At 72.3% G+C, this 19,027-nt stretch carries 18 protein-coding genes and 1 pseudogene; 7 read left to right on the top strand and 12 right to left on the bottom strand.

The window, feature by feature from the left end; all coding sequences use genetic code 11:
- Both JNW89_RS01000 and JNW89_RS00995 read left to right on the top strand, forming a co-directional pair.
- A partial coding sequence (locus JNW89_RS01000; RefSeq protein WP_306344778.1) for a M23 family metallopeptidase occupies positions 1-969 on the top strand: 969 nt, incomplete at its 5' end.
- Between the two features lie 107 nt (positions 970-1,076).
- Positions 1,077-1,850 (top strand): Sir2 family NAD-dependent protein deacetylase, encoded by a 774-nt coding sequence (locus tag JNW89_RS00995; RefSeq protein ID WP_238447234.1) that lies wholly within the window; start codon positions 1,077-1,079, stop codon positions 1,848-1,850.
- A gap of 31 nt (positions 1,851-1,881) precedes the next feature.
- Here JNW89_RS00995 and JNW89_RS00990 read toward each other — a convergent pair whose 3' ends face one another.
- Positions 1,882-3,714: a long-chain fatty acid--CoA ligase gene (locus tag JNW89_RS00990; protein ID WP_238447233.1), complete on the bottom strand. Its 1,833-nt coding sequence runs from the start codon at positions 3,712-3,714 to the stop codon at positions 1,882-1,884.
- 425 nt (positions 3,715-4,139) lie between these two features.
- Between JNW89_RS00990 and JNW89_RS00985 the strand changes: the two are divergent.
- From JNW89_RS00985 to JNW89_RS00975, 3 genes and pseudogenes are all read left to right on the top strand, one after another.
- A pseudogene (locus JNW89_RS00985) lies at positions 4,140-4,502 on the top strand (biosynthetic peptidoglycan transglycosylase); the annotation flags it as partial.
- Positions 4,503-4,789: 287 nt separating this feature from the next.
- On the top strand, positions 4,790-6,199 hold the full coding sequence (locus JNW89_RS00980) for a penicillin-binding transpeptidase domain-containing protein (RefSeq protein WP_238447232.1): 1,410 nt from the start codon (positions 4,790-4,792) through the stop codon (positions 6,197-6,199).
- Between the two features lie 159 nt (positions 6,200-6,358).
- On the top strand, positions 6,359-7,288 hold the full coding sequence (locus JNW89_RS00975) for a diacylglycerol kinase family protein (RefSeq protein WP_238447231.1): 930 nt from the start codon (positions 6,359-6,361) through the stop codon (positions 7,286-7,288).
- An 8-nt stretch (positions 7,289-7,296) separates the two neighbouring features.
- Here JNW89_RS00975 and JNW89_RS00970 read toward each other — a convergent pair whose 3' ends face one another.
- From JNW89_RS00970 to JNW89_RS00960, 3 genes are all read right to left on the bottom strand, one after another.
- Complete coding sequence (locus JNW89_RS00970) at positions 7,297-8,043, bottom strand: hypothetical protein (protein WP_238447230.1); 747 nt, start codon at positions 8,041-8,043, stop codon at positions 7,297-7,299.
- Between the two features lie 90 nt (positions 8,044-8,133).
- Entirely contained in the window at positions 8,134-8,442 is a 309-nt protein-coding gene (locus JNW89_RS00965) for a MoaD/ThiS family protein (RefSeq protein ID WP_238447229.1), read from the bottom strand.
- Positions 8,439-9,611 carry an exo-alpha-sialidase gene (locus JNW89_RS00960; protein ID WP_238447228.1) on the bottom strand — a complete coding sequence of 391 codons (1,173 nt, stop codon included), beginning with the start codon at positions 9,609-9,611 and terminating at the stop codon, positions 8,439-8,441. The genes JNW89_RS00965 and JNW89_RS00960 overlap by 4 nt, the downstream gene beginning before the upstream one ends.
- An 80-nt stretch (positions 9,612-9,691) precedes the next feature.
- Here JNW89_RS00960 and JNW89_RS00955 point away from each other — a divergent pair, with 80 nt between their 5' ends.
- Entirely contained in the window at positions 9,692-10,111 is a 420-nt protein-coding gene (locus tag JNW89_RS00955) for an MmcQ/YjbR family DNA-binding protein (protein WP_238447227.1), read from the top strand.
- A gap of 104 nt (positions 10,112-10,215) precedes the next feature.
- Here the strand turns inward: JNW89_RS00955 and JNW89_RS00950 are convergent, their stop codons facing one another.
- From JNW89_RS00950 to JNW89_RS00940, 3 genes are all read right to left on the bottom strand, one after another.
- Entirely contained in the window at positions 10,216-10,620 is a 405-nt protein-coding gene (locus JNW89_RS00950; RefSeq protein ID WP_238447226.1) for a hypothetical protein, read from the bottom strand.
- A 238-nt stretch (positions 10,621-10,858) separates the two neighbouring features.
- A complete protein-coding gene (locus JNW89_RS00945; protein WP_238447225.1) occupies positions 10,859-11,578 on the bottom strand; it encodes a DUF4367 domain-containing protein in 720 nt (239 codons plus the stop codon).
- Positions 11,571-12,026, bottom strand: coding sequence for an RNA polymerase sigma factor (locus JNW89_RS00940; RefSeq protein ID WP_238447224.1), 456 nt, complete (start codon positions 12,024-12,026; stop codon positions 11,571-11,573). The genes JNW89_RS00945 and JNW89_RS00940 overlap by 8 nt, the downstream gene beginning before the upstream one ends.
- A gap of 843 nt (positions 12,027-12,869) precedes the next feature.
- On the opposite strand from JNW89_RS00940, the gene JNW89_RS00935 reads away from it, so the two are divergent.
- Positions 12,870-13,478: a YncE family protein gene (locus JNW89_RS00935; protein WP_238447223.1), complete on the top strand. Its 609-nt coding sequence runs from the start codon at positions 12,870-12,872 to the stop codon at positions 13,476-13,478.
- Positions 13,479-13,496: 18 nt separating this feature from the next.
- On the opposite strand, the gene JNW89_RS00930 is transcribed toward JNW89_RS00935, so the two are convergent.
- The 5 genes from JNW89_RS00930 to JNW89_RS00910 form a co-directional block, all read right to left on the bottom strand.
- A complete protein-coding gene (locus JNW89_RS00930; RefSeq protein ID WP_238447222.1) occupies positions 13,497-13,904 on the bottom strand; it encodes a hypothetical protein in 408 nt (135 codons plus the stop codon).
- 440 nt (positions 13,905-14,344) lie between these two features.
- Positions 14,345-16,114, bottom strand: a complete 1,770-nt coding sequence (locus JNW89_RS00925) for a TIM-barrel domain-containing protein (protein ID WP_238447221.1) — start codon at positions 16,112-16,114, stop codon at positions 14,345-14,347.
- A 64-nt stretch (positions 16,115-16,178) separates the two neighbouring features.
- Complete coding sequence (locus JNW89_RS00920; RefSeq protein WP_238447220.1) at positions 16,179-16,553, bottom strand: hypothetical protein; 375 nt, start codon at positions 16,551-16,553, stop codon at positions 16,179-16,181.
- Positions 16,550-17,665: a glycoside hydrolase family 15 protein gene (locus JNW89_RS00915; protein ID WP_238447219.1), complete on the bottom strand. Its 1,116-nt coding sequence runs from the start codon at positions 17,663-17,665 to the stop codon at positions 16,550-16,552. The genes JNW89_RS00920 and JNW89_RS00915 overlap by 4 nt, the downstream gene beginning before the upstream one ends.
- A gap of 80 nt (positions 17,666-17,745) precedes the next feature.
- The gene (locus tag JNW89_RS00910; RefSeq protein WP_238447218.1) at positions 17,746-19,026 is read right to left on the bottom strand and encodes a sugar ABC transporter substrate-binding protein; all 1,281 of its coding nucleotides are present in this window, start codon (positions 19,024-19,026) and stop codon (positions 17,746-17,748) included.
- Position 19,027 lies beyond the last annotated feature (1 nt).

Here is a 19,027-nt window from a genome sequence, read left to right as displayed (position 1 = left end):
TCCCGCCGGCCACCGCGTCGCCCGCACCGACGGCGCCGCCCGCGGCCACCCCCGCCGACCGGCGGCACGTCACCGCAGGTGGGTGTCCCGGGCCCGCCCGGCGGCGGGTCGATGGTGGACCCCGGAGCGGCCCCCGCGCTCATCGCCGGCGATCCCGGCGCCGACCTCTACCCGCAGCCGCCGGTGGACCCGGCCGACACGCCACAGGCCCGCCAGGTCGCCGCGCTCGGCGATGTCCAGCACCGGATCCAGTACCTGGAGAACACGCTCGCCCGGACCCGCGCCGACCTCGCCAAGGTGCGGCGCGGACCGGATCCGGTGCTGCACCTGCTGACCACCCTGACCGCCGGCGGGGACGCGGATGCGGCCTCGCCGTTGACCGTGGCGGACGCCGCGGACGTCGACGACACCCCCACCGGCCGCGCCGTCGCGCTCTCCGGCGCGATCACCGCCGGCCAGGCCGAACTCGTCCGCCGCCGGCAGGAGGAGACCCGGCTCCGGCAGGAGATAGACCGTCGGGTACGCGCCGCGCCCGCCGTGGCGGCACCGGCCCGCACCGTCGCCACGGTCGGTCGCGGCCGGCTCGGCCGACCACTGGCGGGCCGACTCACCAGCCGGTTCGGCACCCGGTTCGACCCGTACTACAAGGTCTGGCAGTTGCACCCCGGGGTGGATCTCGCCGCCCCGACCGGCACCCCCATCCTGGCGGCCGCCGACGGCCGCGTCTCGCGGGTCGGCTGGTACGGCGGCTACGGCAACTACACCTGCATCGCACACGGCCGGGCGGACGGGCAGCGACTGTCCACCTGCTACGGCCACCAGTCCCGGCTGCTGGTGTCGCCCGGCCAGCGGGTCCGCGCCGGCCAGGTGATCGGACTGGTCGGGTCGACCGGCGCCTCCACCGGCCCCCACCTGCACTTCGAGGTGCGTCTCGGCGGCCGTCCGGTCGACCCGCTGCCCTGGCTCTGAGCCGCGCGGTCACCACCACGCGCCGACTCGGCGTTCCCGAACCGGCCGCGGGTCGGCTCGGGAATCCCGTTCGCCGGCACCGGGTTCCGCCCCTACCATCGGCGGTCATGAACGACATGGGCTGGGCGGACGGCGTGACCCGGGTGGCGGTGCTCACCGGAGCCGGCATCTCGACCGACTCCGGCATCCCCGACTACCGGGGTCCGTCCGGGGTGTGGACCCGTCATCCGGCACTGGCCGACGCGTTCACCCACCGCTCGTTCCTGGCCGACCCGGCGGTACGGGCGCGGTTCTGGCAGACCTATCTCGGGCATGCCGCGTGGCAGGCCGAGCCCAACCCGGCGCACCGCGCGCTCGCCGAGCTGGAGCGGGCCGGGGTGGCGGTACGCGTCCTCACCCAGAACGTCGACGGACTGCACCAGAAGGCCGGCTCCAGCCCGCGCACGGTGCTCGAACTGCACGGCACGATGCACGAGGTGGTCTGCACCGGCTGCGGCGCGCGCACGCCCAGCGAGCGGACCCTGGCCCGGGTGGCGGCCGGCGACACAGATCCCCGGTGCCTCGACTGCGGCGCCATCCTCAAGCTGGCCGTGGTGCTCTTCGGGCAGCACCTCGACGCGGCCACAATCGGCCACGCCGAGCGGATCGCCGCGCACAGCCCGCTCATGCTCGCCGTCGGCAGTTCGCTGCAGGTCGAGCCGGTCGCCTCGCTGTGCGCGGTGGCGGTCAACGCGGGCAACCGGCTGGTGGTCGTCAACCGCGACCCGACCCCGTACGACGACCTCGCCGTCGAGGTGATCCGCGAACCGATCGGCACGGCCCTGCCCCGGATCTGCGCGGCGCTCGCCGCGCGGGCCCCGTCCGGCGCGCCTTCGCCGTAGCCGGCCGGTGGCGGCAGCCGGCGAGGCGGGGTCAGTGGCCGCGGTAGAGGGCCTCGATGTCGGCGGCGTAGCGGTCCTGGACGGCCTCGCGTTTGACCTTCAGGGTGGGGGTGAGCTCTCCGTCGGCTTCGGTGAAATCCCGGGGCAGGATGCGGAACTGCTTGATCTGTTCCGCCTTGGACACCGTCTCGTTGGCCCGGTCGACCGCAGTCTGGATCTCCTGGCGCAGCTCGGGGGCGTCCCGCAGGTCGGCCACCTCCGCGTCCGGGTGGCCGTGGGCGGCCCGCCACCGCTGCCAGGCCGGTGGGTCGATGGTGACCAGGGCCGTCACGTAGGGGCGGTCGTTGCCGACGAGCATGCACTGGCCGACCAGCGGGTGCGCGCGGACCTGTTCCTCGATCGGAGTGGGGGCGAGGTTCTTCCCCGCCGCCGTCACGATGATCTCCTTGATCCGGCCGGTGATGCGCAGGTAGCCGTCGGGGTCGAGGCTGCCGAGGTCACCGGTGCGCAGCCAGCCGTCGTCGGTGAGGGTCGCCCGGGTGGCGTCGGGGTTGTTCCAGTAACCGGAGAAGACCATCTCGCCGCGGACGAGGACCTCCCCGTCGTTGGCGATGCGGACCTCCGCGCCGGGTATCGGACGGCCGACGGTGCCGATCCGCATCGCCGAGGGCACGTTCGCCGTCACCGCCGGGGCCGTCTCGGTCAGGCCGTACCCCTCCAGGACGGTGATGCCGGCGCCGCGGAAGAAGTGCGCCAGCCGCTGTTCCAGCGGCGCACCGCCGGCGATCGCCAGCCGGCACCGGCCGCCGAGGGCGGCGCGCAACGTCCGGTACGCCAGCACGTCGCACGCGGCGCGCGCCAGCCGCAGCAGGATGTTCGGACCTCGCCCGGTGTCCAAGGCGCGGCTGTACCGCACGGCGACGGCGTCCGCGATGGCGAACAGTCGTCCCCGGTGGGTGTCCTCGGCGCGCCGTTTGGCCCTGGCGTACATCTTCTCGAACACCCGCGGTACCGCGAGGATGAACGTCGGACGGCACTTCCGCAGCTGCTCGAAGACCCGGCCCGGGTCGGCGCTGTGCACCATGGTCGTGCGGGTGCGCACCACACCCACCTGGATCAGTCGGGCGAACACGTGCGCCAGCGGCAGGAACAACACGGTCGACGCGCCCGGATGCAACAGCTCCGGCAGCACCGAGGTCGCGTTCGTGACGTCGCAGTAGATGTTGCGGTGGGTCAGCGCGCAGCCCTTCGGCCGACCGGTCGTGCCGCTGGTGTAGACGATCGTGGCCAGGTCCCCGCCGGACACCGCCCGCCGCCGCGCGTCGACCTGCCCGTCGTCGACGGTGCGGCCCTGCCCCGCCAGGGCGATCAGCCCGCCGCCGTCGATCTGCCAGGTCTGGCGCAGCGCCGGCAGGTCGTCGCGCAGGCCGGCCAGCATCGCGTCGTGCGCGGCGGTCTCCACCACACACCCCACCGCACCCGAGTCCGACAGGATCCACCCCAACTGCTCGGCGCTGGAGGTCTCGTAGACGGGAACGGTGACCGCGCCGACGGACCACAGCGCGTAGTCGACGAGGCTCCACTCGTAGCGGGTGCGGCTCATCAGAGCGACCCGGTCGCCGTGGGCGACACCGGCGGCGACGAACCCGCGCGCGAGGGTGAGCACGTCGTCGCGGAACTGCTCGCACGTCACCGGCAGCGCCCGGCCCTGCACGGACCGGCGCGCCGGCCAGGACCGGGAAATCGGATCCGGGCGGACGAACTGCACCAGGTCGGGCACCTGTCGGGCGTTGTCCCACACCATCTCGGCCAGGCCGGGCACCTGTGCGCCGGTGACCACCGGCTTGACCGTTACGTCCTGCACGACCGTTCCCCCGTTCACCGCACCATCGCCAGCGGGGCACCCGGCCATCATGACCTGACCAGCGGATCACGCGGCCCGGAACGGGAGAACTCACGGCAACGGGCCGGTCAAGATTCGGCGGGCCGGCCGCGGGGTACCGGGTGCGGGTGTCTCCTACCGGTAACAACGACAGCGCTGGCACCGTATCCGGACCGACCGCCGCCCCGACGGGGCGGAAACGGCGGCGTCGGCGCGTGCTGATCATCCTGGCCGTGCTCGCGCTGCTGGCCGGCACCGGTCTCACCGCCGGGGCGTACTACGTCGACAGCGTGCCCACGCCCAGCGACCTGGAGCTGCCGGAGTCGACCACGGTCTACTTCGCCGACGGTCGCACCCCGCTGGCGAAGCTCGGCACGGAGAACCGCACGATCGTGCCCTTCCCGGAGATGAACGACGCCGCCAAACAGGCGATCGTGGCGACCGAGGACCGCACGTTCTGGACCAACGAGGGCATCGACTTCAGCGGGGTGCTGCGCGCCGCCTGGTCGAACGTCACCGGCGGCCAGCGCCAGGGCGCGTCGACGATCACCCAGCAGTACGCCCGGGTGGCCGCCGACCTCAAGGGCGTCTCCTACTCGCGCAAGCTGCGCGAGGCGGTCATCGCGTGGAAGCTCGACGACAAGTACAGCAAGGAGGAGATCCTCGGCTTCTACCTGAACACCGTGCCGTTCGGGCGCGGCTCGTACGGCATCGAGGCGGCCGCGCAGGCGTACTTCGGCAAGACGGTGCGCCGTGACGCGCCGGCGGCGAACCAGCTGACCACGGCGGAGGCGATGGTGCTCTGCGCCATGGTGAAGCAGCCGGAGGCCGACCCGGACGACCCCGAGGGGCACCCCGGCTACGATCCGCAGCGCAGCCCCCTGGCCCGGCAGAACTCGATCGACCGGTGGAACTACATCCGCGACGGCATGGTGAAGCTGGGCTACCTGTCGGCGGACGAGGCGGCCAACCTGGCGTACCCGGACACGGTCAAGCCGCTCGATCCCGCCGCCGGCCGGTCCAACCTCGACCGGCGACCGGCCTGGTGGTCAACCACGTGCTCAGCGAGCTGCGGCAGACCGAGCCGTTCCAGGGCAAGCCCGCCGACTACATCCGCAACGGCGGCTTCAAGATCGTCACCACCATCGACAAGCGGGTCCAGGACGCCGCCGACGCGGCCGCCGACCTCCGGCGCGACACCGCCCCCGAGGCGGTCCGCGGGCAGCCGAAGAACTGGCAGGCCGCGCTCGTGGCGGTCGAACCCGGCACCGGCCGGGTGCTCGGCTACCACGGCGGCAGCGACGGCTCCGGCGCCGACTACGCCGGCTGGTACCAGGACGAGAACGGCGAGGCCCGCGGCTTCGGCCAGCACCCGCCGGGGTCGTCGTTCAAGGTGTACGACCTGGCCACGGCGGTGCAGGAGAAGATCTCGGTGAAGCAGCACTTCGACTCGCCGGAGACCAAGGAGTTCCCCGCTTCCGGCCGGACGAAGGGCAGCCCCGCCGGTCCGATCCGCAACGCCGAACGGGCACCGTGCCAGCCGGACTGCGCGCTGTGGGAGGCCACCGTCGCCTCGCTCAACGTCACCTACTTCGCGCTGACCGAGCAGCTCGGCACTGCCAAGGTGATCGACATGGCCACCAAGGCCGGGGTCGACTCGATGTGGGCCAACGAGAAGGGCAACCCGCGGCCGAAGCGGATCGAACTGCGCGGCCACTCGGGTGAGGAGCTGGCGCGGCACTTCTCCACCGAGGTCGGCATCGGCCAGTACGGCATCACCGTGCAGGACCACGCCAACGGCATGGCGACCTTCGCCGCCGGCGGGAAGCGGGCCGACGCGCACTTCGTCCGCTCGGTCACCAAGGGCGACGAGAAGATCCTCGACGAACAGCTGGTGCAGACCGACATCGGGCTCGACCGGGAGGCGGTCAACCAGCTCAACTGGACGCTGAGCCGGGTGAAGGCGGCCAAGCTGGACAACGGCTGGGACTCCGCCGGCAAGACCGGCACCTGGCAGGCCGGAACGAGCACCACCCAGAACGTGCACACCTGGATGGTCGGCTACACGGGGGCGCTGGCCGCCGCGGTCTGGCTCGGCACCGTCGACGGCAAGCCGCTGCGGACCTCCGACGGCAGCTACGACGTCTACGGGTCCACCGGCCCCGGGCCGATCTGGCGGCAGTTCATGGAACAGGCCACCGCCGCGTTGAAGCTCGACCCGGACAAGTACCGCTTCCAGGAGCCGGCGTTCCCGGACGACACCCCGTCGCCCACCGCCCCGGCGACGCCGAAACCGACCTCGGCGCAACCGACGCCGACCCCGACCGTGACCGCCAGCCCGACCGGGAAGCCGACGCCGACGCCCACTGGATCGCCCAAGTCGAGCCCGTCCCGGAGCCCGGAGCCGTCCCGCAGCCCCAAGCCGTCCCGCAGCCCGGAGCCAGGGCGCACCCCGTCGCCGAGGTGACGGGGGCCAGCACCACCCGGCACAGCGCCGGCAGGCCGGGTGGCGGCGACCTGACGGGTTTGCTTGGCACCCCTTGCTCGCCCGGCTTCGGCATTATCGCGCAGTCGACGCTTGCCAACGGAGCGGACGACGGTCCGGCGGCATATAGGGTCGGGGTTCATGCGGACGAAGCAGGAGCTGACCGCGGCCATCCGGCGGGACCGGAAGGCGGCGCTGGTCATCAACGCGGGCTCCCGCCGCGGCCGGGAACACTGCGAGCGGGCCCGGGCCAGGTTGGTCGCCGCCGGCTTCGACCTGCTCGGCACGTACCGGACCGACCGGCCCGGGCAGCTGGAGAAGAGCGTCGCCGCGGCCGCCGACCTGAAGCCGGACGTCCTGGTCGTGGGCGGCGGCGACGGTACGCTCAGCACCGCCGGGCGGCTGCTCGCCCACCGCGACATCGCGCTCGGCCTGCTGCCGCTGGGCACCACCAACAACTTCGCCCGCACCGTCGGCGTCCCGCTGGACCTCGATCACGCCATCGCGATCCTCACCCAGGGCAAGGTCATCGACGTCGACCTGGGGATCGCCGGCGAAAGGCGGTTCACCAACCACGTCGGCGTGGGCCTGTCCGCCGACATCATGCTCCGGACGCCGCCGCGCCTGAAGCGGGTCTCCGGCCGGCTCGCGTACCCGGTGACCGCCCTGGCGCTGCTGGGCCGGCACCGGCCGCTGCGCGCCACCGTCCGCGTCGGCGGCACCACGCACGAACTCGTCACCCACCAGCTCTACGTGGCCAACGGCGGGTTCCACGCCGGCCGGCCGATCACCGCGGACGCCGACGCCGACGACCGCTTGCTTGTCGCGTACCCGGTCGGCGGGGCGACGCGGCGGGGGCTGATCCGCGCCACCGTCCGCAACGCCGCCACCGGGCACCGGCGGACCCTGCGCGACGAGCCCTTCCTCGCGGTGCGCGAGCTGTGGCTGGAGACCGACCGACCGGCGCGGGTCGAGGTGGACGGGGAGTTGTGCGGGACGACGCCGATCCGGGTCGGGGTGGACGCGAACGCGCTGCGGGTGATGGCGCCGGCGGACAGCCCGGACCGGTGACTGCGGGCTCAGGCCCACTCGCCGGTGAACAGCGGAGCGACCGGACGCTCCCGCCGCCCGATCCGCAGATCTCCGAAGATGGTGCTCCGGGCCGCGCGCTCGACCTCCGCGTCCAGGTCGATCTCCAGCTCCTCGGACGCGTCGTGGGCGGCGCCGATGAGCACGAGTTCGGTCCCGGGGTGGTCGAGGAAGCCGGGCGGGTCAAGCGGGGCGAAGCGACGACCGTGGAACTTCTTCTGCAGCGCCGCCGGCAGCGTGACCTTCCGGGACCCGCGCAGGCCCACCCCGGGCGGGGAGGGTGCCTGTGGGTTCTTCACCGTGACGATGTAGCTCGGCTCCGGCTCGATGCTCAGTTCGTGCTGCGCCTCGCCGAGGCGCAGCGGAAGTTCGAGTTCGTACGCCAGGTGGGTGTGGTCGTCGTGCCGGGCGATTACGTACGCGCCCTCCGCCACGGGCCGGGCCGGCGGCTGCTCCCGCTCGCCACGGGTCCTCGTCCGGTACGTGCGCGCCTGCAGCGCCTCGTGCAGCTGCTCAGGTCGGTCCACCACCGCGTCGACGAACGCCCAGAATCGGTCGTGCTCCTCGATGTCGGGCAGGCGTTTACGCCCGACCACCAGGAGTCGCAGGTGCCGCCCCTGCCACGGGTGCATCACCACCAGCAGCCGCTGCACCTCCTCCAGGGAGTCGACGTGCTCCTCCTCGACGCGGGGACGGTAGAGGAAGTAGATGTCGCCGTCCTCGAGCAGTTCCGCCATCCGCCCCGGGTACCCGAAACCACCGGCGAGGAACGGGCGAGCCGGCCTGGCGGCCAAATGTCCGCGCGCCTGCCGTCGCCGTGGTCCGGGCTATCCCCCGGCCATCGCGCCGAGGATGATGAACGGTTCCTCGCCGGCGATGACCCGCTCCGGCAGTGGTGCGTCGGGCGGGTCGTTGGAGAGGTCCTCCTCGCAGGCGTAGAAGCGGACGAACGCGCGGCGCTTGCCGCTGTGGCGGTCGCGGATGGTGCCGAGCAGCATGGGGTATCGCGCTTCGAGGGTGTCCAGCACCAGGCGCTGGGTGACCCGCCCGGAACCCCGACCGGGCACTTCGAGACGTACCTCGCCGGTGACGTGAGCCAGGTTCTTCAGGTGGGCCGGGAGGACGACCCGGATCACGGCAGCACCTGGGCTTCCACGGAGAGCACGGCCGGCAGGTCCCGGACGATCGGCGCCCAGCTGTCGCCGCCGTCCGCCGAGTGGTAGACCTGACCACCGGTGGTGCCGAAGTAGATCCCGCACGGGTCGAGCGTGTCGACGGCCATCGCGTCGCGGTAGACGTTGACGTAGCAGTCGGACTGCGGCAGTCCCCTGGTCAACGGCTCCCAGTCGTTGCCACCGGTGCGGCTGCGGTAGACGCGCAGCTTGCCCTCCGGCGGGAAGTGCTCGGAGTCGCTCTTGATCGGCACGACGTAGATGGTCTCCGGCTCGTGCGCGTGCACCGCGATCGGGAACCCGAAGTCCGACGGCAGGTTCCCGCTGACCTCGCGCCAGTTCGCGCCTGCGTCGTCGGTGCGCATGACATCCCAGTGCTTCTGCATGAACAGGGTGTCCGGCCGGGTCGGGTGCTGGGTGATGTGGTGCACACAGTGGCCGACCTCGGCGTCCTGGTCGGGGATCTCCCCGGAACGCAGACCCTTGTTGATCGGCAGCCAACTGGCGCCGGCGTCGTCGCTGCGGAACGCGCCCGCCGCCGAGATCGCGACGTAGATCCGGTCCTTGTTCGCCGGGTCCAGGATGATCGTGTGCAGGCACATGCCGCCGGCACCGGGCTGCCACGTCGGCCCGGTCGGGTGGGTACGAAGGGCGGTGAGCTCCTCCCACTTCAGACCGCCGTCGGTGGAGACGTAGAGGGCGGCGTCCTCCGCACCGGCGTACACGGTGTCGGGGTCGTGGCGGGACGGCTCGAGGTGCCAGATGCGCTTGAACTCCCACGGGCGCGGGGTGCCGTCGTACCACAGGTGCTCACCGACCTCGCCGGAGTAGGCGAAGTCGTTGCCGACCGGGTTCCAGGTCCTGCCGCCGTCGTCGGAGCGCTGGATCAGCTGCCCGAACCAGCCGCCGGACTGGGACGCGTAGAGCCGGTTCGGGTCGACCGGCGATCCGTTCAGGTGGTAGATCTCCCAGCCGCCGAAATGGGGTCCGTCGACCGTCCAGTCGCCGCGCCTGCCGTCCGACGTCAACGTGAACGCGCCCTTGCGTGTGCCCACCAACACCCGTACGCCGCTCATATCCTCGTCCTTCCGCTCGATTCCCTTGGGTAGACCGTCCACCGCGCCGAAAATCATCGGTCTTCGTCAGTCGTACTCCCCGGCTACGACGAATTGCCGTCTCCGCCCTGTCGGAGGGGCCGGCTAGCGTCGCGCACATGACTGGCCCTGGCGACGTCCCACCCGAGATCCTCGACCGGCTCCGGCCCGTCTGCCTCGGGCTGCCGGAGACCTACGAGGAGCCGGCGTGGGTGGGCACGCGCTGGCGGATCCGCAAACGCACGTTCGCCCATGTGCTCACGGTCGACCCCGACCACCAGGCGGCCTACGCCCGAGCTGCCGCGACCGACCAGCCGATCTGCGTGCTGACGTTCCGGTCGCCCGGCGACGAGATCGCCGGGCTGATCGCCGGCGGCCACCCGTTCTTCAAGCCGGACTGGGGCGCCGACGTCGTCGGCATGGTGCTCGATGACGGGGCCGACTGGGACGAGGTCGCCGAACTGCTCACCGAGAGCTACTGCGTCCTGGCGCCGAAGCGGCTGGCCGCCCTGGTCGACCGGCCGGTCGATCTCGGGTAGCCGAACTTCGGGCGTCCCACGCCCACGGGTCGCCAGCATCATCGATTACCGCCGTAGGCTCTCCACGTCTCGCCACGCCGTCGACAACGGTGCTGGGCATGACGCTAGCCTTCGGCGTAGCCGAGGTCCATGGTGTCGGTGTGTCCCGACCAGTGGAGTTCGAGGTGCCAGCAACCGGCCCGCGGCAGGTCGATGATCGACGGCCCGGGGCCGCCGGCGACCTCCCGGGTCACCCGCGTATCGGTTCCGTCCAGCGTCGCGGCGATCGCCAGGGTGGCCGGCGACGCCGGGTCCGATGACGTCGCGGCAGGCTTGGCGACCCAGAGGATCTTGTTGGTGGGCCCCTCGCCCCGGCGCAGCGCCAGTGGGTGACCGAACAGCACCGCGACGATCTCGCCCTTCGCGCCGAAGACGTGCGGGATCCGGGCCTCCCCGCTGAACCCGGCGTCCGCCCAGTCCGGCAGGACACCCGTCTCGACCCGTGAGCCGCAGCCGGACGCGGCGCTCACCGGAGGATTCGCCGGGGCCGTGGTCCCCGGAGCGCCGACCGGCGTGGCGGACCGCCCCGTGGTCGTACAGGCCGCCAGCAGGACCGCCGACCCCAGCAACACCCTGCCCCATGCAGCCATCTCGCGCCCTCCGTCGTACCCGCGGACCCCGCTCGTGCCTGGCACCATTCAGGACACCGCTCGGGCCCTCGGGGTTCCCCACCCGATCAGCCGGCCGACTGTCATCGCCGTCCGTCGCTCAATTCAGCGAGTTGGCGATCTCGATCGCCTCGCCCTTGGGCAGGTCGCCTTCAAGCCGGTAGCTCACGCCGGCCTCCTCCCAGATCAGGGTCGAGGCGGCGAGCCGCGCGCTCTCCACACGGACCGTGCCCGCACGATCCACGTAGGCCAGCGGGTGTGGGCCGCCGATCCAGACCGCGAAGCCTCCGTCGAGCTGAACCCACTCCACTCCCGGCCCGGCGGCCTGCTTCTGGAAGACCGGGTCGAGGCGACCGTCGAAGGCGTCGACGCGCACCACGCCCCCGCGGTAGAGCAGGGTGACCACCCGGTAGGAGCCGGTGCCGTCGGCGTCGGCGACCAGCACCTGCTCGGGCGGGCCCAGCTTGGTCGGCAGGCGGATCGGGAAGCGGAGCTTCCCCTGCGCCTCGTGGAGGGAGGCGGGCCGCTGCGACGGCAGCGGCGACGGACTGCCGGTGGGTGAGACCGGCGCCGACGACGTGTCGATGATGATGCCGGAGAAGCGCAGCAGCCCCGCCACGGCGTCGGCGAGGGCGGCCCGCCCGGGCGGCAGCACCGCGACGAGGAGGGCGACGAGCGCCACGGCGAGGTAGTAGCGCCACCGGCGTCGCCTTCGCGCGGGCGCGGCCAGTCGGGCGCGTACGCGGTCGGCCACGGCGGGTGTGTCGGGTGTGTCCAGCCACTCGGCGAGGTCACGCAACTCCCGTTCGAGGTCATCCACGGCGCACCTCCTCGCGGTCGAGCAGGGCGCGGAGCTTCGCCAGCGCTCGGGACGTCCGCGACTTCACCGTGCCTCTGGGCCAGCCCAGCATCGTCACGGTCTCCTCCTCGCTGAGATCGAGGAGGAACCGGCACACGATCACCTCACGGTCCTTCTCCGGCAGCAGCCGCAGGGCCTGTACCAGCGTGGCCCGGCGCTCGGCGGCGAGGACGCCGCCCACCGCGCCGTCCTCGGCGATCTGCGACTCCGGGTTCGCCGCCGCGGCCCGCAGGACGAGTCCGTCCCGCCGGCTGCGTGCGCGGTGCAGGTTGCGGGTCTCGTTGGCGACGATCGCGAGCAGCCAGGCGCGAAAGGACGACTCTCCCCGATAGCGGGACAGCTTGCGGTATGCCTTCACGAACGCCTCCTGGATGACGTCCTCCGCGTCCGAACCCGCGCCGAGCAGCACCGCCGTCCGGTAGGCGGACGCGGTGTGCCGGGCGACCAGGAGGTCGTACGCCCCCAGGTCACCTGCCCGAGCGCGGGTGACGAGTTCGTCGTCGTCCAGTGGAAACCTCCCGTTGGATCACCCTCATGACACCGCCCGCACCGGACGGGTTCCAGCAACGGGGGTGGAACCTCGGCGGGTGTGGCGGTGTCACCGGGGCATGATGCCAACGACGAGGATCTCGCGTCGCACCCTTCTGACCGTGCTCGCCGGTGCGGGCACCGCGGCGTTGGTCGGCTGCGATCGCGCTCGGCACCCGAGCCAGGCCCGTGCCGTCACGATCCCTGACCCGCTGCTCGTCGAGGTAGACGACGGGCTCGGCCTACTGCGCGGTGCACACCGACAGACGATCCCGCGGTCTCTCGCCACCGCGGACGGGCGGGCGATCTACGCGACCGCACCCGAGGGCGCCGACACCGCCCTGTGGCGGATCGACACCGCCACGGACGGCACCTCCACCCGGGTCGAGCTGCCCGGACGCTGGGTGCCGCAGGCCGTCTCGGCCAACGGTACGGTGGCGCTCACGTCGAACGAGGTGAGCGCCACCAAGGGGCGCCCGGAAGGGCGGGACGTGACCCCCGTGCTGATCGCCGACATCACCGGCGTCCGACACCGGCTGGAGTTGCGGGGCAACTTCGTACCGGAGACGTTCACCGCGGATCTCGCCGGGCTCTTCGTCCTCGAGTGGCTCCCGGCGACGGCGCCGGACCGCTATCGGGTCCGCGTCGTCGATCTCGCCACCGGGACACCCGGTCCGCTGCACACCCGTGCCAAGCGCCGGTGCCGCCCGGCGCGGAGGAGGAGATGCGCGGCGACGGACGCCAGGCTGTGCTCTCGCCGGATCGCACCACCCTCTACACGCTCTACACCCACCAGCCCGACCACCGGCACACCCGCGACGTCGTCAGCGGGCGGCCGGGCAACGTGCACGCGTTCGTCCACACGCTGCACCTCGGCGAGCGATGGGCGTACTGCATCGACCTGCCCCATCCGTTCGGTGCGGCGGCCGCGATCGGCCACGCCATGACGATCAGCCCCGACGGCGGTCGGCTCTTCGTCGCCGACGTCACGTCGGGCACCATCGCCGAGATCGACACCGAGGCGCTGGCCGTACGCCGGACCGACGCGCAGCCCAGGGGGGTCGGGACCGCACACGCCGCCGCCGACAGCGACCGCCTCTTCATCGGCGCCGGCACGGTGGTCCGGACGACGGATCTCACCCGCCCCGGCCGCTCGGCTGACTGGCGGGTCCGCGAACCCGTTTCCGGCCTCGTGCTGAGCCGCGACGGCAGACGCCTCTACGTGGGCCAGAAGGGTGGCGTGAGCTGGCACGATCCCGGCACCGGCACCGAACTGGGCCGCGTCGCCGTCCCCCGCCTCGTCGGCGTGCACGGCCTGGCCGGACCCGCCTGACAGTGCCCCCGCCGGTCGTCAGCCGGCGCGGTTCAGGGCACGCCTGTTGTTGCGCGCGCGCCCGTGTTCGGGGACGCGGTAACCGTCGTCGCCGAGCATCCGGCGCGCCGCGTCGAGTCCGGTCAGCGCCGCCCCGTAGGCGGTCACCTCCCGCTGGAAGTGCTCGACCTTGGCGTACCAGAATTTCAGCTCCGGGTTCATCCCCTTCGCGTTGATGTAGTTGACGATGTCTTCCTCGGGGGTGATGCCGTGGCGGGCGTAGCAGCGATCGAAGCGGGCCTTCGTCCGGTCGTACTTCTCGCTCATCGCGGTCAGGCTGGCTTCGGCCTCCAGCAGCTTGGCCTGCAGGTACTCCACGTAACCGCGAGGCACCGACAGGGCGGTGCGCGCCGGCCGGGGCACGGACACAGCGGGCATGGCGATCACCCGACCCGGCGGACGACACGTCCGCGCCACGTGCGTGAACCGGCCGACGGGAACGGCCGCCAGCTTCGGGCGCCGGGGCTGTGCGGCCCCCCGGCCAGCGACTGCGATCGACGAACGAATCCATTCTGGAACGACATGGTCGGCCGCCTTCCTTGGGAACGCGATGATGGGGTCATCTCGCACCGCCAACGGGTCAGGCGACACCTCAGCGGCATTCGCCGAGGGCCGGGGTACCAGCCGGCGCGGATCGACGCGTGAAACCGCTCGGGGCAGCGCCGCCCCTGACCCGCTGCAATGCAGTGACGTCCTTCTACCCGTTGTGGCGGCTGACTATGCATGCCCGTCGGTTTCCGCCGCCCGCTCGCCGAACCCCGGCGGGCGGTCGACCGCGGCGCGGCCGGCGGGAGCATCAACCGTTGCGGCCGGCGCGGCCGGGTGGATCACGCCAGGCGGCGGTAGACCGGAATCTCGTCGATCGGCACCCTCCGGTGAACCTCGACCGGGCCACTGTGCCGCTCGCCGGTGAAGAAGTCCTCCCACTCCCCTGGTGGCAGCCACACCGGCCACGTCGTGACACCGGGTTCGGTGACCGGGGCGACGAGCAGGTCGTCGCCGAGCTGCCATTGCTGCGGCCAGTCCCAGACCCGCTTGTCGTCGGGGTGGTCGAAGAAGAGCGGTCGCATCAGTGGTTTGCCGGTCCGCACCGCCCGCTCCGCCTGGTCCACCAGGTACGGCACGAGTTCCTCGCGCAGGCGGGCGAAGCGCCGGAAGACCTCCAGCACCCGCTGCTCGCCGGTGCGCTCGGCGATGTTCCACGGCGTACGGTCCACCGACGGGTCGCGGTGGTGGTTGAACTCGGAGTGGTACTGCATGATCGGGGCGAAACAGGCTGCCGCCGCCGAGCGGAGGTACAACTCGGCGTCCGGGATGTCGCCGGAGAAGCCGGCCAGGTCCCAGCCCCAGAAGAAGATGCCGCCGACCCCGGCGGTCAGGCCGGCGGTGATCGACGCCCGGTAGGCCTCCCAGGTGGAGTCCTCGTCGCCCGCCCAATGCGCGGGGAAGGCGGCGGACCCGGTGAAGCCGGCCCGACTGAAGGTCACGCCGTCGGTCCCCGCTGACCGCATCAGTTCGTGGTAGGCGGCCGCGTATCGCACCGGGAAGAGGTTGTTCCCCTCGTCACCGCGTGATCCGTCGGAGTACCGCAGATCGTGACCCCAGGGGTGCTCGCCACCGTCGGTCTTGAAGCCGTCGACGCCGAGCTCCTCGACCAGGTAGCGGCGCTTGTCCAGCCACCAACGTCGGGCCTCGGCGTTGGTCCAGTCGGGGAGCAGCGCGCCGGGGAACCACCAGCCGCGGTTGCGGTGCGGTGAGCCGTCGGCCTCCCGGACCGCGTAGCCGCGCGCGGCGAGCGTCGCCAGGTCGGCGGCGACCTGGCCGTCGGTGCCGCGGTCGGTCGGGATCAGCGGGATCTGCCAGAGCAGCACCTTCACGCCGGCCTCGTGCAGCTCGTCGATCATCGCCTTCGGGTCGGGCCAGGCCCCGTCGGCCGGGAAGTCGAAGTCGGCCAGGCGGTGCGGTGCGCCGTCGGGATGCACCTGGTAGTGCGCGTCGCGGAACGCCACGAAGGTCGCCTCGTCGCTCCAGGCCTCGATGACGATCGCCCCGACCGGGATGTCCTCGGCGAGGCTGCGGCGCACCTCGGCCAGCACCCGGGCCTGGGTGTTCCACTCGTTGCCGCTCATCCACGGCCGGAACACCCAGGCGGGCGGCACGCCCGGCTGTCCCGTCTCGACGAGGAAGTCCCGCACCACCGCCGCCGGCTCGCCGCGGTAGAGCCGCAGCTGCAGCTCGGGCTTCGCCGGGTCCATCTCGGCCTCGACGACCATGCGGTCGGGTCGGGAGGCGCCGACGTCGTACCAGGTCCGCCGGCTGGTCACCACGTGGAAGCCCCAGTCGGCCTGCCCGCCGACGACCACCGCGAACGGCATCGGCAGGTAGCTGCGGTGTCCCTGCCGCTTGTACTGCTCGAACACCGTCGCGTCGAGCACCTGGCCGCGCTGGTCGAGCGCGTGGAACCGCTCACCGAAGCCGACCACGTGTTCGCCCTCGGCCAGCCGCAGCGCGAAGCGCACCCGCCGGGGTCCGTCGCTGTCGGTCAGCCATTCGACGCTGCCCGGGTCGAGGACGCCGGCGCCGTCGGGGTCGCGCACGTCGAGCCGCCCGCCGTCGGGCTGCCAGGCCAGCGGCCGTACCGGGAAGGCGTCCGTGCGGACGTCACCGCCCGCCGCGGTCCGGCCGGCGATGGTGTACGCGTCGTCCCCGCCCCCCCGTGGCCCGGGCGATCCATGCCGTGCGGCCGCCGGTGTCCGGAGCGGCCGAGGCGGCGGAGGCCAGGTGACCTGCCGAGCCGGTCGGCGAGGCGGCGGGCGCACCGAAGTCGAGGGTCACGGTGGCCGGGTCGACCCGCTCGGCGGGCACCTGCGTGCCGTCGCCGAACTCGACCCGGACGTCGGTCACCTGCGGGTCGGTGAGCACCCGGATCTCGTACTCCTCGCCCCGCAGCGGATGCACCGGGACGCGCTGGTCCAGGTCGTACCGGTACGGGTGGCCGGTCCCGGCCGGGCGGTGGCTGATCAGGTGGTCATTCACAGTCCGACCTCCAGGGCGAGCGTGACGAACATGGCGTGCGACCACAGCAGAGGGGTGGCGACGGGCCCCCACCGCTCGGTCCACTCGGTGATGTGTCCGGGGTGCTGGGTGTTGCCGCTGACCTGCTCGGGCAGGTGGCCCTCGGGGGTGGCCTGGCCGACGATCCAGTCCAGGCGGCCCAGCGCCGCCTCGGTCCGGCCGGTGCGCGCCTCGTGCCAGCCCAACCAGGCGGTGAGGATCAGCCATTCCCCGCCGCCGTAGAAGGTGTCGCCGAGGTAGCGGTAGACGCCGCCGCGCAGCAACTTGTCGCGTACCTGGTCGTAGGTGCGTTCGGCGACCGGGCCGCGCGGGTCGACCACCTCGAAGGGGGTGAGGCAGGCCAGCAGGCTGCCGTCGACGGCGGTGCCGCCCAGCCACTTGGTGAGGTGCCCGTCCGCGATGCCGTCGGTGGCGACGAGCGCCCCGAGCTTGTCGACTGTCGCAGCGGCGGCGGCGGCGCGGGCGGGGTCGAGCAGCGGCTCGCCGTGCGCGTCGCGGGCGTGGACGACGGCGCGCAGCCCGGCCAGCACCGCGCCGAGCGTGGCGACGTGCCGGTGCTCGGCGTGCTCTTCCCACCAGTCGTAACAGGGCCGGTCGCCGAACGCGACCAGGTAGTCCACCGTGGACTCGATCGCGGGCCGGTACGCGTCGATCGCCCGCCCGTGCCGGGCCGTGTGCGTCACGAGCACCCACAGCCAGGTGCCGTACCCGTCGAGCTGAAAGTTCCACCAGGGCTCGTCACCGTCGCCGCCGTCGAGGGTGTACCGGGTCGGCAGCATCTCGTCGGCGCCGATCTCCTCGCCCCGGTCGGCCCGCGCGACGAGGTCGGCGATCCGGTCGGCGCGGGAGTCGATCACCGTGGCGCACCACCGGAGGAACCGGTCGGCGCTGGCCACTCGGCCGGCCCGGCTCATGGCGTCGGCGATGAAGGCGCCGTCGCGCAGCCAGCTGTAACGGTAGACGGGGTAGTCGGGGCTGGCCGGGTAAGCGCCGGACGGATGCTGGTGGGCCTCGATGAGGGTGAGGCTGGACTCGACCAGCGTGCGCAGGTCGGACCGTGCGGCGGTCGGCACGGGGCTCCTCCAGGAGGTGTCGGTGTGGTCCGGCGCGGGGCGCGGCCGAGTGCGAAACGGCCGCGCCCCGCTCGGGTCGGTTACTTGATGAGGGCGGTGACCGCGGCCGCCGCGTCGTCGAGCGCCTGCTGCGGGGTGGCCTGGCCGGAGGCGGACTTCTCCAGCGCCTGGGTGACGATGTCCTGCATCTTCGACTGCTGCGCGTCGAGCACCGGCGGGAGCGCGATGTCCTCCAGCGCGTCGAACACGGCCTTGCGGTTGGCCGGCGGCGTCTTCTTCAGATAGCTGTCGAACGCGGCCTGGTCGTTGACCGCCGGCAGCTCCCAGTTGGAGGCGAGCCGGGTCTCCACGGCCTTCTGCGAGCTGCCGAGGAACCGGGCCCACTTCCAGGCCGCGGTGGCCTTCTTGGTCTTCGCGGACACCGCCGTGGCGTTCATGAACACCGCGTTGGCCTGCCGGGTGTTACCGGGCTCGGTGACGATGTCGAAGTCCAGCCCGGCGGTGCCCGCGAGCTTGGAGATCTGCCAGATGCCGTTGTGCCACATGGCGAGCTTGCCGGAGGTGAACAGGGCGGTGTCGTAGTCGGCCTTGCCGCCGATCTCGGCGACGGTGGGCTGCACCGTACCCGGCTTGCTGAGCAGCCACTGCGCCGCCTCGAGGCCCTTGGCGTCGTTGAACGTCGCCTTCTTGCCGTCCTCGGAGAGGAACGAGCCGCCGTTCTGAGCGAGGGCCTTGTAGAACTCGTGGAAGGTGACCGGCTGGTAGTCGCCGTAGACGCCCTTGGCCTTGTTGGTCAGCTTCTCCGCCGCCGCCCGCTCGTCGGCCCAGGTCCAGTCCGCCGTGGGGTGGGCGACACCGGCCGCGTCGAAGAGCTTCTTGTTGTAGAAGAGCACCACGTCGGAGAACGTCGACGGCACCGCGTAGAGCTTGCCCTTGAACTGGAAGGCTTCCCGCGCCTTCGGGTACAGCCGGTTCGCGTCGTAGTCCTTGTCGGCCTTGGCCCGCTCGTCGAGCGGCAGCAGGGCGCCGGCTCGGGCGTACGTCACGAAGTTCTCGTAGTTGAGCTCGAAGGTGTCCGGCGCCGTGTCGCCGGCGATCGCCGTCTGCAGCTTTGTGAAGTAGTCGTTGTACGCGGCCGTCTGCACCTGCACGGTGATGCCCGGGTTCTGCTTCTCGAACTCGGCCTTGATCGCGTCGAGGTCCTTCAGGTGGTCCGGCGCGGCGGAGAAGGTGAAGTAGGTGACGGTGCCGGTGGCGCCGTCGTCCGCGCCGCCGGACGCGTCCTGCCCGCACGCGGCGAGCAGGCTCACCGCGGCGAGCGCTCCGGCGGCAGCTGCCAGGACTCGTCTTCTTGTGGTCATC

Source organism: Micromonospora sp. 4G55 (assembly GCF_016803375.1).
The sequence above is the reverse complement of the archived record's forward strand: the minus strand, read 5'-3'. Positions and strand labels throughout refer to the sequence as shown.

What these genes read in the sequence shown, in the direction of transcription:
- JNW89_RS00995 (WP_238447234.1), top strand. Translation starts at nt 1,077, where the DNA reads ATGAACGACATGGGCTGGGCGGACGGCGTGACCCGGGTGGCGGTGCTC.
- JNW89_RS00975 (WP_238447231.1), top strand. Translation starts at nt 6,359, where the DNA reads ATGCGGACGAAGCAGGAGCTGACCGCGGCCATCCGGCGGGACCGGAAG.
- JNW89_RS00970 (WP_238447230.1), bottom strand. Translation starts at nt 8,043, where the DNA reads ATGGCGGAACTGCTCGAGGACGGCGACATCTACTTCCTCTACCGTCCC.
- JNW89_RS00960 (WP_238447228.1), bottom strand. Translation starts at nt 9,611, where the DNA reads ATGATTTTCGGCGCGGTGGACGGTCTACCCAAGGGAATCGAGCGGAAG.
- JNW89_RS00955 (WP_238447227.1), top strand. Translation starts at nt 9,692, where the DNA reads ATGACTGGCCCTGGCGACGTCCCACCCGAGATCCTCGACCGGCTCCGG.
- JNW89_RS00935 (WP_238447223.1), top strand. Translation starts at nt 12,870, where the DNA reads ATGCGCGGCGACGGACGCCAGGCTGTGCTCTCGCCGGATCGCACCACC.
- JNW89_RS00910 (WP_238447218.1), bottom strand. Translation starts at nt 19,026, where the DNA reads ATGACCACAAGAAGACGAGTCCTGGCAGCTGCCGCCGGAGCGCTCGCC.